Origin of the sequence: Qipengyuania profundimaris (assembly GCF_030717945.1) — a bacterium.
GTDB lineage: Bacteria > Pseudomonadota > Alphaproteobacteria > Sphingomonadales > Sphingomonadaceae > Qipengyuania > Qipengyuania profundimaris.
The window spans coordinates 1445217-1465059 of the sequence record NZ_JAVAIM010000001.1 but is presented as its reverse complement, the minus strand read 5'-3'; the positions used below and the strand labels follow the sequence as shown (position 1 = coordinate 1465059).

The following is a 19843-nucleotide window of genomic DNA, read 5'->3' as shown; positions in this document are numbered from 1 at the left end:
ACCAAAGATAGCGCGAGAGCGGCGCGCAGATGGCGTATGCCGGTAACGACATGGTCCCGAGCCGCATCGTAATCATAAATGATCGTTCTATCGCTGCCGGCGGTGCCACCGCGCTTGCCCTGTTGTCCGCCAGATTGTTCAGCGAAGCCGGCATCAGGGTGACCTATGCGACCGGCGATGACGGCAGCCAGGCGCAGTTGCCAAGCTCCGTCGACCTGAATGCGCTTGGCGGCAAGCCCCTGTTGCAGCGCGGCTTTGCAAGCCAGGTACGTGAAGGGCTTTACAATTCCACCGCGCGGCGGTTTTTGGAAGATACCATCGCCAAGCTCGATGCACCCGACGTCGTCTACCATCTGCATGGATGGGCGCAGATCCTTTCGCCCTCGGTCTTCTCACCGCTCTCCAAGGTCAGCGACCGCCTTGTGGTGCATGCGCACGATTTCTTCATGGCCTGTCCCAACGGAGCATTCTTCGATTTCAGCCGGCACGATGTGTGCCACCGCAGCCCGATGTCGGCCGGCTGCTTGTCGGCGCGGTGCGACAAGCGCAGCACGGCACAAAAGGCGTTTCGCGTGGCCCGTCATTTTGTGAGGCAGCGAACCTTTCCCGCCGGTCAATCGCCAGCTGCCATTGTCCTGATCCATCCCGCGATGGCACCTTTGCTTGAAAAATCCGACTTGGTCCGGGACCGCATGCGTGTGGTGCGCAACCCGGCTCGCGCCTTCCTGCCGACCCGCGTCGCCGCCGAGCAGAATTCGGATATTTTCTTCATCGGACGAGTGACGCAGGAAAAAGGACTGAGGGTAGCAGCAGAGGCGGCGCAGCTTGCCGGACGCAGGCTGCGGGTGATCGGAGACGGGCCGGACCGCGCGCAATTGGCAGCCGACTTTCCCGAAATCGTCTGGGACGGCTGGCTCGATCATTCGGTGATTGCCGAACGGATCGGAACGGCACGGGCGCTGGTCATGCCCAGCTCTCTGCCCGAGCCCTTCGGTCTGGTAGCTGTCGAAGCCCTCCAGAGCGGAGTGCCGCTCATCGCGTTTTCCGACGCGATGATCGCACAGGAAGCGGAAAGCCTGGGCTGCGCGATCCTCGCTGCCGAGCGGACACCGCAGGTGCTTGCCGAGGCGATGCGGAGGCTCGACGACGATGGAGCGGTGCAGGAAGCGAGCGAGAGAGCCTACAAGTTTTCGCCAAGGCTCACATGCACGCAGGACGAGTGGCGTGACCGTCTGCTCGATCTCTATTCCGACCTGCTCGTCCAAGCCGAACGCACTCACGTGCGCCAGCCCAACGCGCGCCCCTCCCCTGCATTCGTTCGTTGAAAGGAAAGGAGCACGCCGACGATGCCCGGGCCAACCGACTGCGATCGAGAAACGGCGCTGGCTATCGGGAAGGATGCGGTGCCCGGGCCGCACCGGGCCCGCCGTCATTCGCTTGCCAGTTGCCTTTTCCTCCTCCTTGCCCTTTTCGCTCTTGCAACTCCCATTCCGTCAGCCTCCAATGGTCCGCCGCAGAGCACCGGGAGCATAGATCTCGCCGAATTCGAGCCGTCCTTCCGCGAGGATTTCGACGAGCTCGACGTGTCCGAGTGGGGCTGTCTCTCGCGCTGGACCACCCACACGCCTTGGGACGGAGATTTCGGAAATGCCGAGTTCGACGGTCCGCAGGGGGATGGCCCCTTCGCGGTCGAGGACGGCATCCTCACAATTACCATCCGGAAGGACGAAACCGGCATTTGGAGGAGCGGAATGCTGTCTTCATGGAACCGCTGCAACGCCGGCTTCGCGCAGCAACATGGCTATTTCGAAATCCGTGCGCGGATGCCGGAGGGAGCCGGGTTCTGGCCCGCATTCTGGTTGATCGGTGTCGACCGCCGCGACGGCACCGCGGAAATCGACATCGTCGAATATTACGGCCACCGGCCCGACCGTTACAGCCTGGCGGTCCACAACCACAGGCTGAAGGAGGGGCAGGAGAAAATCTGGCGTTGGTCGCGCAACAGCGTCCCGCGCGGTTCGCTCGCGGAAAGATTCCACACCTTCGGCGCGGAGATTACCGAAAACGAGGTCATCTTCTATTTCGAACGCAAGGAGATCTGGCGCACCAGAGCGCCGCCCCAATTCCGGCAACCGATGTACCTGCTCGTCTCGCTCGCGTTGCAGGATCACCGCATCAATGACGAGACACCGGATAAGGGACAAATGGAGATCGACTATATCCATGCCTATCAGCGCAAACCGCTAGGGATCTGAATGCGCGGAGAAGACGAGGTTCGCTGAATGGACAGGGTGGATTGCATTGTCGTTGGCGCCGGCGTGGTAGGCCTCGCCTGCGCCGCTGCGCTCGCTCGAACCGGACGAGAGGTTTTCGTGCTCGAGAAAGAGGGTACGATCGGCATGCATTCCAGCAGCCGCAATTCCGAGGTCATCCATGCGGGCCTGTATTACCAGCCAGGCAGTCTGAAGGCCCGCCTCTGTCGCGAGGGGCGAGACCGGCTCTATGCCTATGCTCGCGAGCGCAACATCACCCATCGCAAGACCGGTAAGCTGATCGTCGCAAGCAGTCCTTCGCAGATGGACGACCTGGCGGAAATTGAACGAAATGCCCTCGCCAACGAGGTCACCGATCTACAGTGGCACACGCGTGAACAGGTCCGCGAACTGGAACCGGAGGTGCGTGTCCATGGGGCCCTCTACTCGCCTTCGACCGGCATCATCGACAGCCACGCACTGATGCTCGCGCTGGAGGCCGACATCGGCAATGCCGGCGGCATGGTCGTGCTGGGCACGCATGTGACCGCAGTCACTCCTCAAGCGCCGGGCTTCATCGTGGAAACGTCGGACGCTGGGACGCGGGTGCATACCGACGTGTTGGTCAATTGCGCTGGCCTCGGCGCGATTGAGCTTGCGCGGCGGGTCGCGGGGATCGCAATGGAGGCTGTCCCTAATCCGCATTACGCCATCGGCCATTACTACCGGCTGTCCGGTCCCTCACCATGCTCGAGGCTGGTGTATCCGGTGCCGGAGCCGGGCGGGCTCGGTATCCATCTGACTCTCGACCTTGGCGGGCAAGCCCGCTTCGGACCCGATGTTCGATGGATAGACATTCCCGATTATCGCTTCGACGATAGCAGGAGGGAGCGGTTCGCAGCCGCCATCGGCACCTATCTGCCCGATCTGGATGTAGCCCGGCTCCAGCCCGATTACACCGGAATAAGGCCGAAGATTGCCGGCCCGCAGGAAGATAATGCCGATTTCAGGATTTCCGGTCCCGAAGATCACGGGATGGCCGGACTGGTCAATCTGTTCGGCATTGAATCGCCGGGCTTGACCGCGAGCCTTGCGATCGCAGAGCAAATAGCCCGAACGCTTAGCATTCAATGACATAATATCGTTCAATATCATATATTTATTAGACGTATTACTCCCGATGGTCAATTGATGGCCGGGGCCTCTGCGCCTAGCATCAAGAGTCAGGCAGGGGGCGACTTCGCGTCCGCATCGACCGGGAGGAAAACAGATGCACCAGACAGCGCAGCCGTCGAGTGCGACTTCGGCATCGCTGAAGACCTGCCACCACTGTTCCGAGCCGCTCACGACGCGATTGGCAGACCTCGGTTTCAGCCCAATTGCCAACGATCTGATCGATCCCGAGCGGATCGACGAGCCGGAACTGCATTATCCGCTCGAGGTCCGCGTTTGCGACAATTGTCTCCTTGCGCAGGCCGTACACTCGATCGATGCAGCGGCGCTGTTCAGGGCGGACTATACCTACTTCTCGTCACATTCGGCCACCTGGCTCGCGCATGCCAAGGCTTACGTAGAAACCATGGTCGACCGTTTCGACCTCGACCAGACCAGTCGCGTGGTCGAACTTGCATGCAACGACGGCTATCTCCTTCAGTACGTGAAGCGGGCGGGCATACCGTGCCTCGGCATCGAACCGACCGGCGGGCCGGCGGAGGCGGCCCGCGCCGAGGGCATAGAGGTACGTGGTGACTTCTTCTCCGAGCGCATGGGCAAAGCCCTTGCCGACGAAGGCTGGAGCGCTGATCTCATCGTCGCCAACAATGTCTTGGCGCACGTGCCACGGATCGACGATTTCGTCCGTGGAGCGAAGGCCCTGCTCAAGCCGGAGGGTGTCGCAACTTACGAGGTACAGCACCTGCTGCGCCTTATGCAGCGCAACCAGTTCGATACGATCTATCACGAGCATTTCTCATATCTGTCGCTTCTGGCGGCCGAGCGAATCTTCTCCGCGGCCGACCTTCGGATCTTCGCGGTGGAAAATCTGCCCACCCACGGGGGATCGGTCCGCTTCTACGTCTGTCATGCCGACGCGGCGCGCCCGACTGAGCAATCGGTCGAGGAGATGCGCCGCGACGAACTCGCCTATGGTCTCGACAAGGCGGAAACCTACGCTGCCTGGCATCGACAGGTGCGCAAGACGAAGCTGAATCTGCTCGGGCTTTGCCGAGATCTCAAACAGCAGGGCAAGTCGATCGTCGCGTATGGGGCGCCGGCAAAAGGAGTCACCCTCCTCAACTATTGCGGCATCGGGGCCGACATGATCGATTTCACTGTCGATCGCGCGCCGTCCAAGGCGGGCAAGCTGATGCCCGGCGTCCGCATCCCCATCCTCGAACCCGCGCAGATCGAGAAGGCCAGGCCGGATTACATCCTGATCCTTCCCTGGAACCTGAAGGACGAGATCAAAGCCCAGATGTCTAAGGCGCGCGACTGGGGCGCGAAGTTCATCGTGCCGATCCCTTACGCGGCGATAGAAGATTAAGAGGGGGCCGACTGAAATACTATGACAGGCAAACCCCACATCGCCATCATCGGCGCAGGATTTGCAGGGTTCGGTGCCAGCCATCAGTTGCGCGAGGAAGGCATTGAGGCAACCATCTACGAGAAGCGCCCCGTTCACGGCGGCCATACTTCGACGCATAGCTACGACGATGGCTACCTGTTCGACGAGGGGCCGCACATCTCGTTCACGCAGAATGCGCGCTTGCAGGACCTGTTCGCGGAGAGCATCGGCGGGGATTACGAGCGCCTGCGCGCGAGTGTGAACAATTACTGGCAGGGGCACTGGATAAAGCATCCAGCGCAGGTCAATCTGCACGGCCTGCCCGAAGACCTGGTAATCGATTGTATCCGCGATTTCGTGACTGCGGGTGCAAGCCAGGAGCGATCCGGCCGCCTCGCCAATTACGAAGATTGGCTGCTTGCTTCCTTCGGCGAGACCTTTGCCCGAACGTTCCCGGCGACCTACACCCGCAAATATCACACGACCGATGCCTGCAACCTGACCACCGACTGGCTCGGCCCGCGGCTCTACCGACCGAAGATAGAGGAAGTGCTGCGCGGCGCGCTCAAGCCGAACACCCAGGACGTTCACTACGTCGATCATTTCCGCTATCCCAGCGAAGGCGGATTCGTATCCTATCTCAATGGCTTCCGTTCCAGGTCTCGCGTCGAATGCAATAGCGAAATCGTGGAGATCGACCCGCGGGCGAAGACGATCCGAACCGCCGACGGCAGGCTGATCGCCTATGATGCGCTCATCTCTTCGGTACCCCTTCCCCGCCTCATTCCGACAATCAAGGGAGCGCCGCCGGACGTTCTGGACGCAGCAGCGAAACTCGCCTGTACGGAGGTGGTCCTCGTTAATATCGGTGTGTCGAAACCGCATGTGCGCGACGATCACTGGACTTATTTTTACGACGAGGACATCGTCTTTGCCCGGTTGAGCTACCCTTCGAATTTTTCGCCCAATGTCGCGCCCGAGGGGTGCACCGCACTGCAGGCCGAGGTCTATTTCAGCGATAAATGGAAGCCACGCGACAAGCCGGCGGACGCCTATATCGAACCGGTAATCGATGGTCTGCTGCAAGCCGGCCTCATCGAGGACCGCGCCCAGGTCAATCATACAAGCACCATCGTCGCCCCCTACGCCAATATCATCTTCGACCATGATCGTCCGGCAGCGCTGAAGACCGTCCATGGGTATCTCGACGACATCGGCGTGGGATACTGCGGGCGGTTCGGCGACTGGGGGTATATCTGGACGGACCAGGCTTTCGCGAGCGGCGAGAAGGCAGCGCGAAAGGCGCTTGGCGCAATCGGGTCGACGAAACAGCTGATGGAGAGCGTGACGTCATGAACGGCTCCAGACCCAACCTCGTCTTTGTGCGCGTCGGCGCAAAATCTCTTCACCGGGAATGGCTGGAAGAACCGGGCCAGCGCAACTGGGACCTGCAACTGAGTCAGTACGACGACGATCCTGAAATCGGTCGCGGGGGGGACCTGCCGCTTTCGAAGGACAAGGGCACGAAGTGGGACAGCATCTATCGATACCTCGCAAACGACCCCGGCTTGCTCGATCGCTACCGCTACATCGCGTTCATGGATGACGACATCGTCTTCACGAAGCGCGATCTTAATCGCTATTTCGAGATTTGTGAGGAGAACGAGCTCCTCCTCGCGCAGCCATCGCTCCACCCGGATAGCCACGTCTGCTATCCCATCCTCCTGCAGTGCCCCTTCACCAAGCTGCGTTATACCAACTTCGTCGAATGCATGGCCACCGCGATCCGCACCGATTACCTGCGGACATTCCTGCCACACATGGAATCTGTGGTGTCGGGTTGGGGCATGGACCGCATCTGGACCGGTACCATGCCCGACCCGGAATTCCGGTCTGCCGTGATCGACGAAATATCGATGATACACACGCGACCCCATGCGACCGGTGCGGTCTACGACGCGTTCGATGACCAGCAAATCTCTCCCAAGCAAGAAATGGAAAGACTGCTGTCGTCCTATGACGGCGTACCCGATCGTATGCTTGCCTATGGCGCGATGTCCAAGACGGGACGGCGGCTGAACGCGACAATGACACAGGCGCTCAACGGAATATCGCTGATGGTCAATGCGCTTCGCTACCGGAATTGCGGCCGGGCCTTCAAAAGCGGCGCGGCGATGATGGCCCGCGCGGTGACACTGGCCCGATACCAGCCGCAACCGATCCGCAAAATACTGCCCGAGGGAGCCTGAGAAATGCGAGAGAGCGACCGCAATAGCATTGCCATGTCGGTTGGCCTTGGCCGCCCGGTCGAAGAGGAACTGCTGGCCATCTATCGCGGACAGATCACCATGTTGCCGCCAACGCCCGCCAGCATCGAACTGTGCGCCCATGCGCGCGCCATGGTGGAGGACGCCTATCATCCACGCGATCCGCGCACGGCCCAGCATGACCTCGAGATCGACGACTTCGTCGAGCGTGCGGCAGCGGTGAAGCCACGCTTCATTCACGATCCGCGCACGAGAGCGCTCCAGAAAGCCTATCTCGCCGAGCTCGGCTTCGACCCCTGGCGTACCTACCTGGATGTCCCGCGCATGCGCGTCGTCAGCAGCGACGGGTACCTGGTCTCGGGCGTCGGTCACAAGCAGCCACCCCATCGGGACACCTGGTGGTCTGCGCCGATGCAGCAAATCCAGTTCTGGCTGCCGATCTACCCGATGTCGCGAGAATGCTCGATGGAGTTCTATCCGCATTACGTCGAGACCGGCATCCCGAACACTTCGGATGATTTCAATATCTACCGTTGGAACGCGACTGGGCGGAAGAACGCCGCTGAGCACCGCCAAGGCGAGGACCAACGCGGCATCCCCCAGCCGCGAGACGCGCTCGAGCATCCGGCCGCGGTGCAGATGGTGCTGCCGGTCGGCGGAGCGGTCATCTTCTCGGCGAACCAACTGCACGCGACATCCGACAATATCACCGGCATGACCCGCTTCAGCATCGACTTCCGGATCGTGGATATCGAGCATGTTCGAGACGGGATCGGGGCGAAAAACGTCGACAATGGATCGACCGGCACCGCCCTAAGGGATTTCCGCCGCATTTGCGACGAGGCTGAGATAGATGCGGATATCGTCGCCCGCCACGATGTGGGTGAAAGGCCGCAGGACGGAATGCTGATGTTCGCACCCGATGCGAGGGTTGGGGCGTGAACCTCTTTCCCAAGAGGAGCTAGGGTCGGTGCAGTTCGTCTCTCCCGAACAGGCGGCGGCCGAGACCGGCTGGGATCTCGTCGTGGTCGGTTCGGGCTTCGGCTCGCTGTTCTTCCTCAAGCGCTATCTCGAGAAACGTCCGGATGACCGCGTTCTCGTACTGGAGCGAGGCCACTACAATACGGAAGACTGGCAGTTCCAGAACGGGGTTAACTCCGACATCCTGCCCGAGCAGACCTTCCGTCATGCGGCCGGAAGCGAAAAGCCGTGGGATTTCACCATCGGGCTCGGAGGCAGCACGAATTGCTGGTGGGCGCTTACACCGCGCATGCACCCTTCCGATTTCAAGGTCCGAACTGCGACCGGAATGGGTGCGGATTGGCCGATCGAATACGACGACCTCGTGCCCTATTGGCAGGAGATCGAGCGCTTTATGCTCATCGCTGGACCGGACGAGCTCGACCGTTTCTACCCTGGCACCGGCCCTTACGCCCAGCCGCCCCATCATCTCAGCACGCCCGACGAGATCATGATCGAAAAGGGCGACGGCTATCACTTCGCAATGCCCGCCGCGAAATTGAGCCGTGCGGTCGAGGGACGTGGCCGATGCTGTTCCAGCGCAAGTTGCAATTTGTGCCCGGCGCGGGCCAAGTTCACCGCACTCAATGCCATGATGGAAACGCTGGCGCATCCCTCGGTAGCTATCGCGATCGAGAGCAAGGTAACTCATCTCGACGTGCAGAATGGGGCACTGCGTGCCGTTCATTTCGAAAACGGCGGGCGCGACTATGCCGCCTCTTGCGACCTGTGCGCACTTGGGGCCAACGCCATCCATTCGCCCTTCATCGCCTTGCGCTCAGGAATCGCCGGCCACGGCGTCGGGCGGTATCTGGGCGAAAAGATGCTGGTCGATGCCGAAATCATGCTGGACGGTGTCGATCATTTCGATGGCGGCACCGACACCACCGCATTCAATCTTTCCATCATCGAAGCGGGACGCTCGTCCGACTTCGCCAATTCGGTATATCTCGTGAAGAACAGCTTCAAGAGCGGTTTGCGACTGGACAAAGGCCGGTGGCGCCAATGCCTGCCGGTGCAGATGTATGTAGAGGACATCTTCGACTACGAGAACGGCGTTTCCGACGACGGAGGCGACGAGCCCGTCGTGCGCTTCAAGGGGTTTTCGGATTACGCGCATGCCGGCTTAGACCATGCGATGAAACGCCTGCCCGAGGTATTTTCTCCCCTTCCCATCGAGGATGTTCGCCTGACGGGCATCCTGCCGACCATGGGCCACGTCCAGGGCACGATGCGGATGGGAAATACGATCGAGGATTCCGTGGTCGATGCAGGGCTGATCGCCCACTCGGTACGAAATCTCTGTGTCGTCGGCACTTCCGTTTTCCCCACCACGGCCAGCGCCAACCCGACCCTGTCCGCAGCTGCCCTGTCCTACCGCGCGGTGGACCTCTTGCTGGGATGATGCCGCGATGAAGATCTCACGCAGACAGTTGCTTTTGGGCGGATCGGCGTCAGCCGCACTCGCGAGCTTGGGCGGGGTCTATGTGTTTACGGGCGAGATGGTGCCCTTCATCGCCGGTTTCGTCCGGCACGCGCTTCCGGGCGCGCGGTTTGCAGACGGAGCCGCCGAAAGCTTCGCATGCGATTTTCTGGAAGTTTCCGGGGCGGACAAGGGCAAGATCAAGCAGCTCATGCACGCTGGCCGGCTCTTCGGATATGACGGACTCGACTACCTCTTTGGAGGGAATGTTAGCTACGAGCTGTTCAAACGCCGGGTTGCCACGTGGTTCATGATCAGCTCGACTTTCTTCGAGTCATACGACCGAGAGGATCCGATCCGGTATCTGGGCATTTCCGGCGCTTGCGCGAACCCATTCGCGCGGTTCGCCTGATCCTTGCTCATAGATCATCCGCCATGGACACTCCGGCTGGGCCCAGATTTCTTCGAGGTAGTCCTTGTCCCGAAGTGTATCCATGCATTGCCAGAAATCGTCGTGACGGAAGGCGGCCAGTTGGTTCAGGTCGACCAGCCGTGACATGGGCTCGCGTTCCCAAATCGTCGCATCGTCGTCGATCATTTCGAAGACCTGCGGTTCGCAGACATAGAAACCGCCGTTGATGTGGCCGCCATCGCCCACGCCCTTTTCGCGGAAACCTGTGACGGAGACCCCGTCGCTGCTCATTCCAAGTGCCCCGAAGCGACCCGGTTGGCGTACTGCGGTCACCGTCGCCCATTTGCCGTGGTTGGCGTGATATTCCAACAATTTATCGATAGGTACGTTGGAAACGCCGTCTCCATAGGTCAGGCAGAACGGGTGGTCGCCGATGACGGCGCGCGTGCGCGCCACGCGGCCACCGGTCATCGTTTCGGCACCGGTATCGAGCAGCGTCACTTTCCAGTCTTCCTCGATCGGGCTGTGGAATTCCACATTTCCGCTTCCGAGGTCGATGGTGAAGTCGCTGCCGAGATTGCGGAAGCTGAGGAAATAATCCTTGATATACTCGCCCTTGTACCCGCAACAGATGACGAAGTCGTTGAGGCCGAAATGCGCGTAATGGCGCATGACGTGCCACAAGATCGGCTTTCCGCCGATTTCGACCATTGGCTTGGGCCGAACGGATGTTTCTTCGCTGAGGCGCGTTCCCAGGCCTCCGGCCAGAATGACGACTTTCATTGCGTTCCCCTCGGCAATCGGTCAGCTTCGTTGAACGAGCCTAAAGGAACCCGGGCCCCCGGGCACCTACGCATACGGATTAGCTTCGATGGACGATCATCAGCATGCTGGCCGAAACGAGGGGGCAACAGGCCCGATTGCCCTTACGGGAGCGAGCGGCTTTGTCGGCCGCGCTGTGGTTGAAGCGCTTAGGCGCCAAGGTTCCCGTATCCTGGCCTTGGGAAATCCTGCGTCCGCTCCGGAACTCGAAGGCGTCGACTGGGTGCCGGTCAATCTGCTCGATCCGCCAACCGTCAAGGCGACCCTCGCTCACCATAAGCCCTGTGCGCTGATCCATGCAGCCTGGGCGCGGTCCGAAGGCGCCGGGCTGTGGAATCTCGAGGCGAACTGGGCGTGGCGCGATGCAAGCGCCGCTCTGCTGAGGGCGTTTTGGGAAGAGACCGGTGGGCATGTTGTGGCCTGCGGCACCTGCGCCGAATACAGCCCGCCTCCCGAAGGCGATTGTATCGAGGATGTGACCCCGATCGCGCCGGCATCGACTTACGGAAAAGCCAAAGCCGAGTTGGCCGATCGTGCCCGGAAGGATGCGCAGGCGCTCGGCGGATCGATCGCCTGGGCGCGATTGTTCTATCTCTTCGGAAAGCATGAGGCCCCGTCTCGCTTGGTACCCCAGGTGATCGACAGGCTGCTAGCCGGAGGAATTGCCGAAATCGGCAGCGGCCGCGCGGTGCGGGACTTCGGATATGTGAGCGACATCGGCGCAGGCCTCGTCGCGCTACTGAACTCCGGCGAGTCTGGTACATTCAACGTCGCGACCGGCTCGGGTGTCTCAATCGCCTCGCTGGTGGACCGGATCGGTCACGCGCTCGGTAAATCGGACCGGATCGCGTTAGGAACCCTCCCCGATCGCCCAGACGAACCGCCGCGGATCGTGGCAGATATCACGCGTCTGAAAGAAACTACTGGTTGGTCGCCAGCCTTCGATGTCGCTTCGGGGCTGAGCGAAACAATCAATTGGCGGAAGCGAAAGGGCCCCGCGACAGGATAGTGTCGCCGCCGTTCACGGCCCTGGCGCTGTCTGCCGGCTAGAAAGCGAACAGAAGCATGCGAACCCATGCGCATTCCACCATGGTAGCGGAGGAGGGACTCGAACCCCCGACACGCGGATTATGATTCCGCTGCTCTAACCACCTGAGCTACTCCGCCGCACCAAGTCTGCCTTGGGAGGCATGCCGGGGCTTTCGGCCCGCTCGGCAGGCGGCGCATTTACGGCGCAGGGGGCATGGGGTCAACCGCGCAATTCGCGGCTCCGCAATTTTCTTTCAGACCTCTTTTACGCGGTGTCTTTGCCGCGGAATGCGAAGGTCTTCACATGCTCCCACGGACCGCCACGGTAGTGGAACAGGGAGAGGCCGGGAAAACGGAAACTGCGCGGCAGGACCGTGCCATGGAGCTGCGCTTGCAAGGCCTTGGCCTCCTTGCCGCTGACCTTGTTCTGGATAGTGACGTGCAGGCGGGGCCGGTGCTGGTCCTGCTGGGTGAGGAGGCCGTGGAAACCGTCGGCGAGCAGGTCGCGCAGGCGCAGCATCGCCGGGCTTTCGAGCTTGATCGCCGTCCCCCGCCCGAGCGACATGAGGCCCACAATGTCACCCGGCACCGGAGCGAAGTCGCGCGCCATGCGCTCGCACACAGTGACCACCTCGCCCTCGCACATGCCGGGCAGCGCGTGGAACAGCGTCACATGCGCTTCGAGGTAATTACGCTCGGGCGGAAAATGCGCGTCGCGCAGCGCGGTGTAGCGCGGATGCATGTCATCGGGCAGCTGCGCCGTCAGGATGAGCGGTGCGTCGCCCTCGCTCACATCTCACCGCGTTCGCGGCGGATCTCGAACCACTTCGCAACATTGGCGTTATGCTCGTCGAGCGTCTCGGCAAAAGCATGGCCGCCGGTTCCGTCGGCTACCATATAGCGCGCCGTCGTCTCCGCCGGGTTCAGTACCGCCGCGATGGATTCGCGGCCCGGATTGGTAATCGGCCCCTTGGGCAGGCCGACCATGGTGTAGGTATTGTAGTCGTTGATCGCGGCGATTTCCGACTGGCGGATCCGGCGGCCTAGCGGCTTGCCCTTGGTGATCGGATAGATGATCGTCGGATCGGCCTGCAGCAGCATGCCGTCCTTCACGCGGTTCGAATAGAGGCCGGCGACCATTTTGCGCTCGCGTGCGACGCCGGTTTCCTTCTCCACGATCGAAGCGAGGATTACCGCTTCCTCGATGCTGTCGACGGCGATGTCGTCGCCGCGCTTGGGCCAGGCTTCGGCGAGGTAGTTCTTCATCGCCGCCTGCATGCGGGCAAGCACCTCGCCCCGGCTTTCGCCACGCTCGAAGTCGTATGTATCGGGCAGGACCGATCCTTCTGCAGGTACCGGGATCTCGCCGGTCAGCAGATCTTCCGCCATGAGCCGCTCGTAGACCATGATCGAGGGCAGGCCTTCGGGAATGGTCACGAAACGCCGGATCACCTCGCCGTGCTGGAACGTGTCGAGAATGCGCGCGGGGCTGGCGCCCGACGGCAGCAAGAACTCGCCCGCCTTGATCGGATCGCCCGAACCGAGAATTTTCGCACGCAGCAGGAAGCCGTCGGCAGAACCGATAAGCCCCTCGTCCTCCAGCTTGTTCGCGACCGAAGTCAGCGTCGCGCCGGAGGGGACGATGAAGTTCGTATCCTCCTCGACATCCGCGCCGCCCCACCAGCCGGAGGCGAACCAGATCGCGCCGATCGCCAGGACGAGCGCGGCAACCGCGCCGATAATCAGCGCACCGGTCTTTTTCACGTCAGTCGACTTTCTTGACGATCAGCGAGGCATTGGTCCCGCCGAAGCCGAAGCTGTTGTTGAGTGCGGCGTGCACTTCCCGCTTTTTGGCAGTGTGCGGCACAAGATCGACGCCCTCGGTGCCCTCGTCCGGATCGTCCAGATTGAGCGTCGGTGGGACGATCTGGTCGCGGATCGAGAGGATGCAGAAGATCGCCTCCACCGCGCCGGCACCGCCAAGCAGATGGCCGATCGCCGATTTGGTCGAGCTCATCGACGCGCCGCCGAGATTGTCGCCCAGCACGCGCTTGACCGCGCCGAGTTCGATCGTGTCGGCCATGGTCGAGGTGCCATGTGCGTTGACGTAATCGATGTCGCTCGCCTCCATGCCCGCTTTCTTCAGCGCCATGCGCATGGCGAGTTCGGCGCCCTTGCCTTCGGGATGCGGAGCGGTGACGTGATAGGCATCGCCCGAGAGGCCGTAACCGACCACTTCGGCATAGATTTTCGCGCCCCGGGCCTTGGCGTGCTCGTATTCCTCCAGCACCACTACGCCCGCGCCTTCGCCCAGCACGAAGCCTTCGCGGTTCTTGTCGTACGGGCGGCTGGCCTGCTCGGGCCGGTCGTTGTAGCCGGTGTTGAGTGCACGTGCTTGCGCGAAGCCGGCAATGCCGAGCGGGTTGATGGTCGACTCAGAGCCGCCCGCCAGCATGATGTCGGCATCGTCGTCGCGGATCATGCGTGCGGCATCGCCGATCGAATGAGCGCCGGTCGAGCATGCGGTGACGACGGCGTGGTTCGGCCCCATCAAGCCATAGCGGATCGAAACCTGTCCGCTAACGAGATTGATGATCCGGCCGTGGACGAAGTGCGGGCTGACCCGGCCCGGACCGCGTTCGTGGAGGTTGACCGATTCCTGCTCGATCCCCGGCAGGCCGCCGATGCCTGCACCGATGGAGACGCCCGCGCGCTCCTTGGTGGCCTGGTCCATCTCGGTAAGACCGGCATCTTCCAGAGCCTGCCCGGCGGCGTCGAGGCCGTAGACGATGAACGGATCGACCTGCCGCTGGATCTTGGGATCGACGCGCTTGTCGGGATCGAAGCCCCATTCGTGGTCCTTGGGCTTCACCTCGCAGGCGATCTGCGCCTTCTGGTTGCTGGCGTCGAAGCGGGTGATCGGCCCCGCCCCACTCTTGCCCGCGATCAGGTTGGACCAGCTGGTTTCCACATCGCCGCCCAAGGGGGTGACGAGGCCAAGACCGGTAACGACCACACGACGCATGTATTTCTCCGAATAAAAGACAACAGGCCCGGCCCTTATCGGGTCGGGCCTGTCCGTTCCCGCCAATGAAGCAGGTTTGCCGAAAAGCGGCGGGTTTAGCGCCTAGGCGTCAGCCCTTGTGCTCTTCGATGTATTTGGTCGCGTCGCCGACGGTCGAGATCTTCTCGGCCGCATCATCGGGGATTTCGACGCCGAATTCTTCTTCGAAGGCCATGACCAGCTCAACGATGTCGAGGCTGTCTGCACCGAGATCGTCGATGAAGCTGGCTTCCTGGGTCACCTTGTCGGCTTCGACGCCGAGGTGCTCGACGACAATTTTCTGCACGCGGTCGGCAGTATCGCTCATTTTTGTCCCTCTCGAATTCATGGGGGTTTGCAAATTGGCTTTCGCCCTAATGAACGCCGCGGGCGAGCGCAAGGGGCTGGCGCATCTCGCGCGCAATTGACCTGTCACACCGTGGGCGTATTATCCGGGCAACACGCAAGGAGACCATCGTCATGAAACGCCTCGCTTTTGCCGCTTCCGCCCTGCTCGTCGCCGCTTCGCCGCTCCCTCTGCTGGCACAGGATGCTGCGCCGCAAGAAAGTGCCGCAGTCCTCGACACCGGCACGGGCGCCCAGATGACGCCGATTCCGGGCTGGAACCGCGAGATGCGGGGTGACATGATGGTCTTCTCCGCGCCCGAAGGCGATGCCACCGCGGCGATCGTCGGAGTCGACGATGCGGCGGATGGCGCTGCCGCCGTTGCCGCCGCCTGGGCGAAGCTCGACCCGGCTTTCGAGCGTGAGGTCCTGATCGCTCAAGACCCCCCGGCTCGTGATGGCTGGGACCAGATCACCGTGGTGAACTACAAGACGTCTCCGTCCGAGCAGCTTGCCATCCAGGGCATCGGCCTGCGCAAGGGCGACACCTGGACCGTGGTGCTGATCAACGGTGCGCTGGGCACGATCGCCAAGCGCGGTGCCCAGCTCAACCAGGCTTTCGGCTCGCTGCGCCCGACCGATTTCGAGCGCGAGAGCTTCGCCGGGCGCGAGGCCAAGGAACTGACGCAGGCGCGGATCGCCGAGCTGACCGGCTATCTTACCGAGGCGATGGAAGGGCTCGAGATCCCCGGCGTCGGACTGGCCCTGGTGCAGAACGACCGGATCGTGTGGGAGGGCGGCCTCGGCACGACCGAGATCGGTGGCGGCCGGCAAGTCGACGAAGACACCAGCTTCATGGTCGCCTCCAATACCAAGGGCATGGCGACGTTGCTGCTCTCCACGCTTGTCGACGAAGGCAAGCTCGCCTGGGACCAGAAGGTTACCGAAGTCTATCCCGAGTTCCGCCTCGGCAGTGCCGAGACGACAGACAGCGTCCTGGTCGAGCACCTCATCTGCGCCTGCACCGGCCTGCCCCGCAAGGACATGCAGTGGGTAATGAACACCAGCCGCGAAACCCCCGCGAGCGACACTTTCGTCCAGCTCGCCGCGACCGAACCGACCAGCGGCTTCGGCGAGGTTTTCCAGTACAACAACCTCATGGCTAGCGCGGCAGGCTATATCGGCGGGCACCTGATCTATCCCGACATGGAAATCGGCGCCGCCTTCGACCGCGCGATGGACGAGCGCATTTTCGGGCCGCTCGGCATGACGCGTACGACCTTCGACTATGCTAAGGCGATGGACGACAATTGGGCGCGGCCGCATGCGCGCGGTTTCGCCGGCCCGGTCGAAACCGCGCCGATGCAGTGGAACTGGATGGTCTACCCCTATCGCCCCGCAGGCGGCGTGTGGTCCACCGCGCACGACATGGCGCTCTATGCGCTGAACGAGCTGCGCGAAGGAACGCTGGCGGACGGGACCGATCTCGTCTCTGCGGAGAACCTGCTCAAGCGCCGCGAGCGGTATGTGCCGATCGGCGAGGACAGCTGGTACGGCATGGGCCTGATGGAGAGCGCGAACCTCGGCAAGTCGATCTATTTCCACGGCGGCAGCCTGATCGGCTTCAAGAGCAATTTCTGGTTCATTCCCGAAGACGGCGTGGCGGCCGTACTGCTGACCAATTCGGACACCGGCCAAGGCCTGCTCGGCCTGTTCCAGCGCAAGCTGCTCGAAGTGCTCTACGACGGCGACGAGGAGGCGGACGAAAACCTTGTCGCAGCGGTCAGGCTGGGCGCGGAAGCGCGCGAGAAGGGACGCGAAGGGATCGTCGAGAAGGGCGATGCCGACGTTTTGGCTGGCCTTGCCCCACGCTACGTCAATGACGAACTCGGTCCGCTGACCATCAGTAGCGAGGGCGGCACGGCCTATGCCACCGTGACCTCGGGCAAAACCGCGATCGGCACCAAGGCCAATGACGACGGTACGCAATCGGTCATCATGATGACGCCGGGCTTCTTCGGCTTCCCGCTGGTCGTGGGCGAAAGCGACGGCAAACGCACGCTCACTTTACTAGATGCCCAGCATAATTACGTCTTCATCGAAGAAGCAGGCTGAACCGATAGAATTGCGCGCCATATTGCTGTCGCTCGTGGACCCATCGTCGCAGTGAGGGGTTGGTTTGATATCAACCTCTTACAAAAGGGAAGCAATTATGAGCAGCAGCACATTCAAGAGCCTTACCGACACCACTTTCGACTCGGTCGAAGGTTATCGCCAGGCCGCTGAAAAGGCAGACAGCGCCCAGCTGACCCAAGCCCTCAACCAGCGCCTCCAGCAGCGTGAAGCAACTCTCCGTCAGATGAATGCTGAGCTGGAGCGTCAGGGCGACGAACTGGTCACCAAGGGTACAGTCACCGGCGAAGTCCACCAGATGTGGCAGAGCATCACCAGCATGTTCGGCAATAGCGACGACAACGTCGCCGAGCGGGTCGAAGAAGGTGAGGACTACATCAAGAACAAGTTCCAGGAAGCGCTCGACAGCAACCAGCTGGAAGGTCAGGAGCGGGCCGTAGTGCAGCAGTGCTACGACGATATCTGCCAGGGCGAACGATTCGGCGACATGATCGAAAAGCAGTACGACTGATCCCTCAATCAGTCTGATCGGAAGGGCGCGGATCGATCCGCGCCCTTTTTGTGTCAGGTGTCGTCGCTGCGCTCGGGCGCGTCGCGCTGGGTGGCGTTGCTATTCATATCGGTCTTTTCGGTCTCGCTGGCGGCCTTCTGTGCTTCCAGCGCCGCACCGCCGAGGCGGATGTGGACATCGCGCAGCTGGCTGGGCGCGACCACGCTCGGCGCGCCCATCATCAGATCCTGTGCCTTCTGGTTGAGCGGGAAAGCGATCACCTCGCGGATGTTCGGCTCGTCGGCGAGCAGCATCACAATGCGGTCGATACCCGGGGCAGAGCCACCGTGCGGCGGCGCGCCAAGCTTGAACGCCTCGATCATGCCGCTGAAGTTCGCATCGACATCTTCCTGCGTGTAGCCGGCGATTTCGAAGGCCTTGTACATGATGTCCGGGCGGTGGTTACGGATGGCGCCGCTGGACAGCTCGTAGCCGTTGCAGACGATGTCGTACTGCCATGCGAGGATATCGAGTGGGTCCTTGGTCTCCAGCGCCTCCATCTCGCCTTGCGGCATGGAGAAGGGGTTGTGGCTGAAATCGACCTTCTTCTGGTCCTCGTCGTACTCGAACATCGGGAAGTCGACGATCCAGCAGAACTTGAAGCAGCCCTCTTCGATAAGGCCCAGTTCCTCGGCCACGCGGGTCCGAGCGGCCCCGGCAAGTTTGGCGGCGTCCTTTTCCTTGCCTGCGGCGAAGAACAGGCCATCGTTCTCGCCCAGCCCTAGCTCGGCATAGAGCTTTTCCATGCCTTCGGGTCCGTGGTTCTTGGCGATGGGCCCGCCGAACTCGCCGCCTTTGCGGGTGACGTAGCCGAGACCGGCGAAGCCTTCGCGGCGCGCCCAGTCGTTCATCTCGTCGAAGAACTTGCGGCTCTTCTCATGGGTGTTTGGCGCCGGGATCACGCGGACCCGGCCACCGCCGCCGACGATCTTCTCGAACAGGCCGAAGCCACTTTTCTCGAAGTGGCTGGTCACGTCCGAAATCATCAGCGGGTTGCGCAAATCGGGCTTGTCGCTGCCGTACTTCAGCATCGCCTCGGCATAAGGGATGCGCGGAAACTCGCCCGCAGGCGTCACGCTCTTGCCGTCGGCGAATTCCTCGAACACGCCCGCGAGCACGGGTTCGATCGCCTGGAACACGTCTTCCTGCGTCACGAAGCTCATTTCGAAATCGAGCTGGTAGAATTCCGGGCTGCGGTCGGCGCGCAGGTCTTCGTCGCGGAAACAGGGGGCGATCTGGAAATAGCGGTCGAACCCGGCGACCATCAGCAACTGCTTGAACATCTGCGGCGCCTGCGGAAGCGCGTAGAAACGGCCGGGATGCAGGCGGCTGGGCACAAGGTAGTCGCGCGCGCCCTCGGGGCTTGAGGCACCCAGGATCGGCGTCTGGAATTCACTGAAGCCTTGGTCGGTCATTCGGCGGCGCAAGCTGGTGATGACCTGGTTGCGCAGCATGATGTTCTTGTGCACGCGCTCGCGCCGCAGATCGACGAAGCGGTACTTGAGGCGCGTTTCCTCCGGATAATCCTCGGCGCTGTTCACGATCAGCGGCAGGTCTTCGGCGCGGCTCTGCACCTCGACCGAGCGGGCGAAGACCTCGATCTCGCCGGTCGGCAGGTTTTTGTTCACCGCCACATCGTCGCGCGCCTTCACCGTCCCGTCGATGGTGACGACCGATTCCAGCTTGATCCGGTCGAGGATCGGCAGCGCCTCGCTATCCTCGTCCGCCACGATCTGCGTGATGCCATAATGGTCGCGCAGGTCGACGAACAGCACGCCGCCATGGTCGCGCTTGTTGTGCACCCAGCCCGACAGGCGGACGGTATCGCCGACATTGTCCTTCGTCAGCTGTGCGCAATTGTGGGTACGATAGGCGTGCATCTAAAATCTTTCCATTTTCGGAGCTATGGCGCTAGGGGCGTCCCGACTTTGGGGCGACGCGCTCCTCTAGCAGGAAACGCGCGCGCTAACAGGGCACCTGCGGC

At 62.0% G+C, this 19843-nt stretch carries 17 protein-coding genes and 1 tRNA gene; 11 read left to right on the top strand and 7 right to left on the bottom strand.

The genetic code is table 11. The features are described from left to right. The first annotated feature begins 29 nt into the window (after window positions 1–29). The 8 genes from Q9K02_RS07215 (at window position 30) to Q9K02_RS07180 (ending at window position 9507) form a co-directional block, all read left to right on the top strand. On the top strand, window positions 30–1325 hold the full coding sequence (locus Q9K02_RS07215) for a glycosyltransferase (RefSeq protein WP_305932281.1): 1296 nt from the start codon (window positions 30–32) through the stop codon (window positions 1323–1325). 21 nt (window positions 1326–1346) lie between these two features. Then, a complete protein-coding gene (locus tag Q9K02_RS07210; protein ID WP_305932280.1) occupies window positions 1347–2255 on the top strand; it encodes a glycoside hydrolase family 16 protein in 909 nt (302 codons plus the stop codon). Between the two features lie 27 nt (window positions 2256–2282). Next, on the top strand, window positions 2283–3386 hold the full coding sequence (locus Q9K02_RS07205) for an NAD(P)/FAD-dependent oxidoreductase (protein ID WP_305932279.1): 1104 nt from the start codon (window positions 2283–2285) through the stop codon (window positions 3384–3386). Between the two features lie 136 nt (window positions 3387–3522). Then, window positions 3523–4794 carry a class I SAM-dependent methyltransferase gene (locus tag Q9K02_RS07200; RefSeq protein WP_305932278.1) on the top strand — a complete coding sequence of 424 codons (1272 nt, stop codon included), beginning with the start codon at window positions 3523–3525 and terminating at the stop codon, window positions 4792–4794. 21 nt (window positions 4795–4815) lie between these two features. After that, a complete protein-coding gene (locus Q9K02_RS07195) occupies window positions 4816–6171 on the top strand; it encodes a protoporphyrinogen/coproporphyrinogen oxidase (RefSeq protein ID WP_305932277.1) in 1356 nt (451 codons plus the stop codon). Beyond that, complete coding sequence (locus Q9K02_RS07190; RefSeq protein WP_305932276.1) at window positions 6168–7064, top strand: DUF707 domain-containing protein; 897 nt, start codon at window positions 6168–6170, stop codon at window positions 7062–7064. Before Q9K02_RS07195 ends, Q9K02_RS07190 begins: the two co-directional genes overlap by 4 nt. 33 nt (window positions 7065–7097) lie before the next feature. Beyond that, window positions 7098–8024, top strand: a complete 927-nt coding sequence (locus Q9K02_RS07185; RefSeq protein ID WP_305932275.1) for a phytanoyl-CoA dioxygenase family protein — start codon at window positions 7098–7100, stop codon at window positions 8022–8024. A gap of 28 nt (window positions 8025–8052) precedes the next feature. Further along, the gene (locus Q9K02_RS07180; RefSeq protein WP_305932274.1) at window positions 8053–9507 is read left to right on the top strand and encodes a GMC oxidoreductase; all 1455 of its coding nucleotides are present in this window, start codon (window positions 8053–8055) and stop codon (window positions 9505–9507) included. A gap of 352 nt (window positions 9508–9859) precedes the next feature. On the opposite strand, the gene rfbF is transcribed toward Q9K02_RS07180, so the two are convergent. Continuing rightward, window positions 9860–10720: a glucose-1-phosphate cytidylyltransferase gene (gene rfbF / locus Q9K02_RS07175; protein WP_305932273.1), complete on the bottom strand. Its 861-nt coding sequence runs from the start codon at window positions 10718–10720 to the stop codon at window positions 9860–9862. 88 nt (window positions 10721–10808) lie between these two features. Here rfbF and Q9K02_RS07170 point away from each other — a divergent pair, with 88 nt between their 5' ends. Next, window positions 10809–11768, top strand: a complete 960-nt coding sequence (locus Q9K02_RS07170) for an NAD-dependent epimerase/dehydratase family protein (RefSeq protein ID WP_305932272.1) — start codon at window positions 10809–10811, stop codon at window positions 11766–11768. A gap of 81 nt (window positions 11769–11849) precedes the next feature. Here the strand turns inward: Q9K02_RS07170 and Q9K02_RS07165 are convergent. The 5 genes from Q9K02_RS07165 to Q9K02_RS07145 form a co-directional block, all read right to left on the bottom strand. Continuing rightward, window positions 11850–11926 (bottom strand) — tRNA-Met (locus Q9K02_RS07165). A gap of 127 nt (window positions 11927–12053) precedes the next feature. After that, window positions 12054–12581 carry a 2'-5' RNA ligase family protein gene (locus Q9K02_RS07160; RefSeq protein ID WP_305932271.1) on the bottom strand — a complete coding sequence of 176 codons (528 nt, stop codon included), beginning with the start codon at window positions 12579–12581 and terminating at the stop codon, window positions 12054–12056. Next, a complete protein-coding gene (gene mltG / locus Q9K02_RS07155; protein ID WP_305932270.1) occupies window positions 12578–13552 on the bottom strand; it encodes an endolytic transglycosylase MltG in 975 nt (324 codons plus the stop codon). The genes Q9K02_RS07160 and mltG overlap by 4 nt, the downstream gene beginning before the upstream one ends. A gap of 1 nt (window position 13553) precedes the next feature. Next, window positions 13554–14813 (bottom strand): beta-ketoacyl-ACP synthase II, encoded by a 1260-nt coding sequence (fabF, locus tag Q9K02_RS07150; protein ID WP_305932269.1) that lies wholly within the window; start codon window positions 14811–14813, stop codon window positions 13554–13556. A 109-nt stretch (window positions 14814–14922) separates the two neighbouring features. Continuing rightward, window positions 14923–15159: an acyl carrier protein gene (locus tag Q9K02_RS07145; protein WP_165193492.1), complete on the bottom strand. Its 237-nt coding sequence runs from the start codon at window positions 15157–15159 to the stop codon at window positions 14923–14925. 152 nt (window positions 15160–15311) lie between these two features. On the opposite strand from Q9K02_RS07145, the gene Q9K02_RS07140 reads away from it, so the two are divergent. Both Q9K02_RS07140 and Q9K02_RS07135 read left to right on the top strand, forming a co-directional pair. Next, window positions 15312–17291, top strand: coding sequence for a serine hydrolase domain-containing protein (locus Q9K02_RS07140; RefSeq protein WP_305932268.1), 1980 nt, complete (start codon window positions 15312–15314; stop codon window positions 17289–17291). 97 nt (window positions 17292–17388) lie between these two features. Further along, complete coding sequence (locus Q9K02_RS07135; protein ID WP_305932267.1) at window positions 17389–17820, top strand: ferritin-like domain-containing protein; 432 nt, start codon at window positions 17389–17391, stop codon at window positions 17818–17820. Window positions 17821–17873: 53 nt separating this feature from the next. On the opposite strand, the gene aspS is transcribed toward Q9K02_RS07135, so the two are convergent. Further along, complete coding sequence (gene aspS, locus Q9K02_RS07130; protein ID WP_305932266.1) at window positions 17874–19739, bottom strand: aspartate--tRNA ligase; 1866 nt, start codon at window positions 19737–19739, stop codon at window positions 17874–17876. Window positions 19740–19843: the final 104 nt, after the last annotated feature.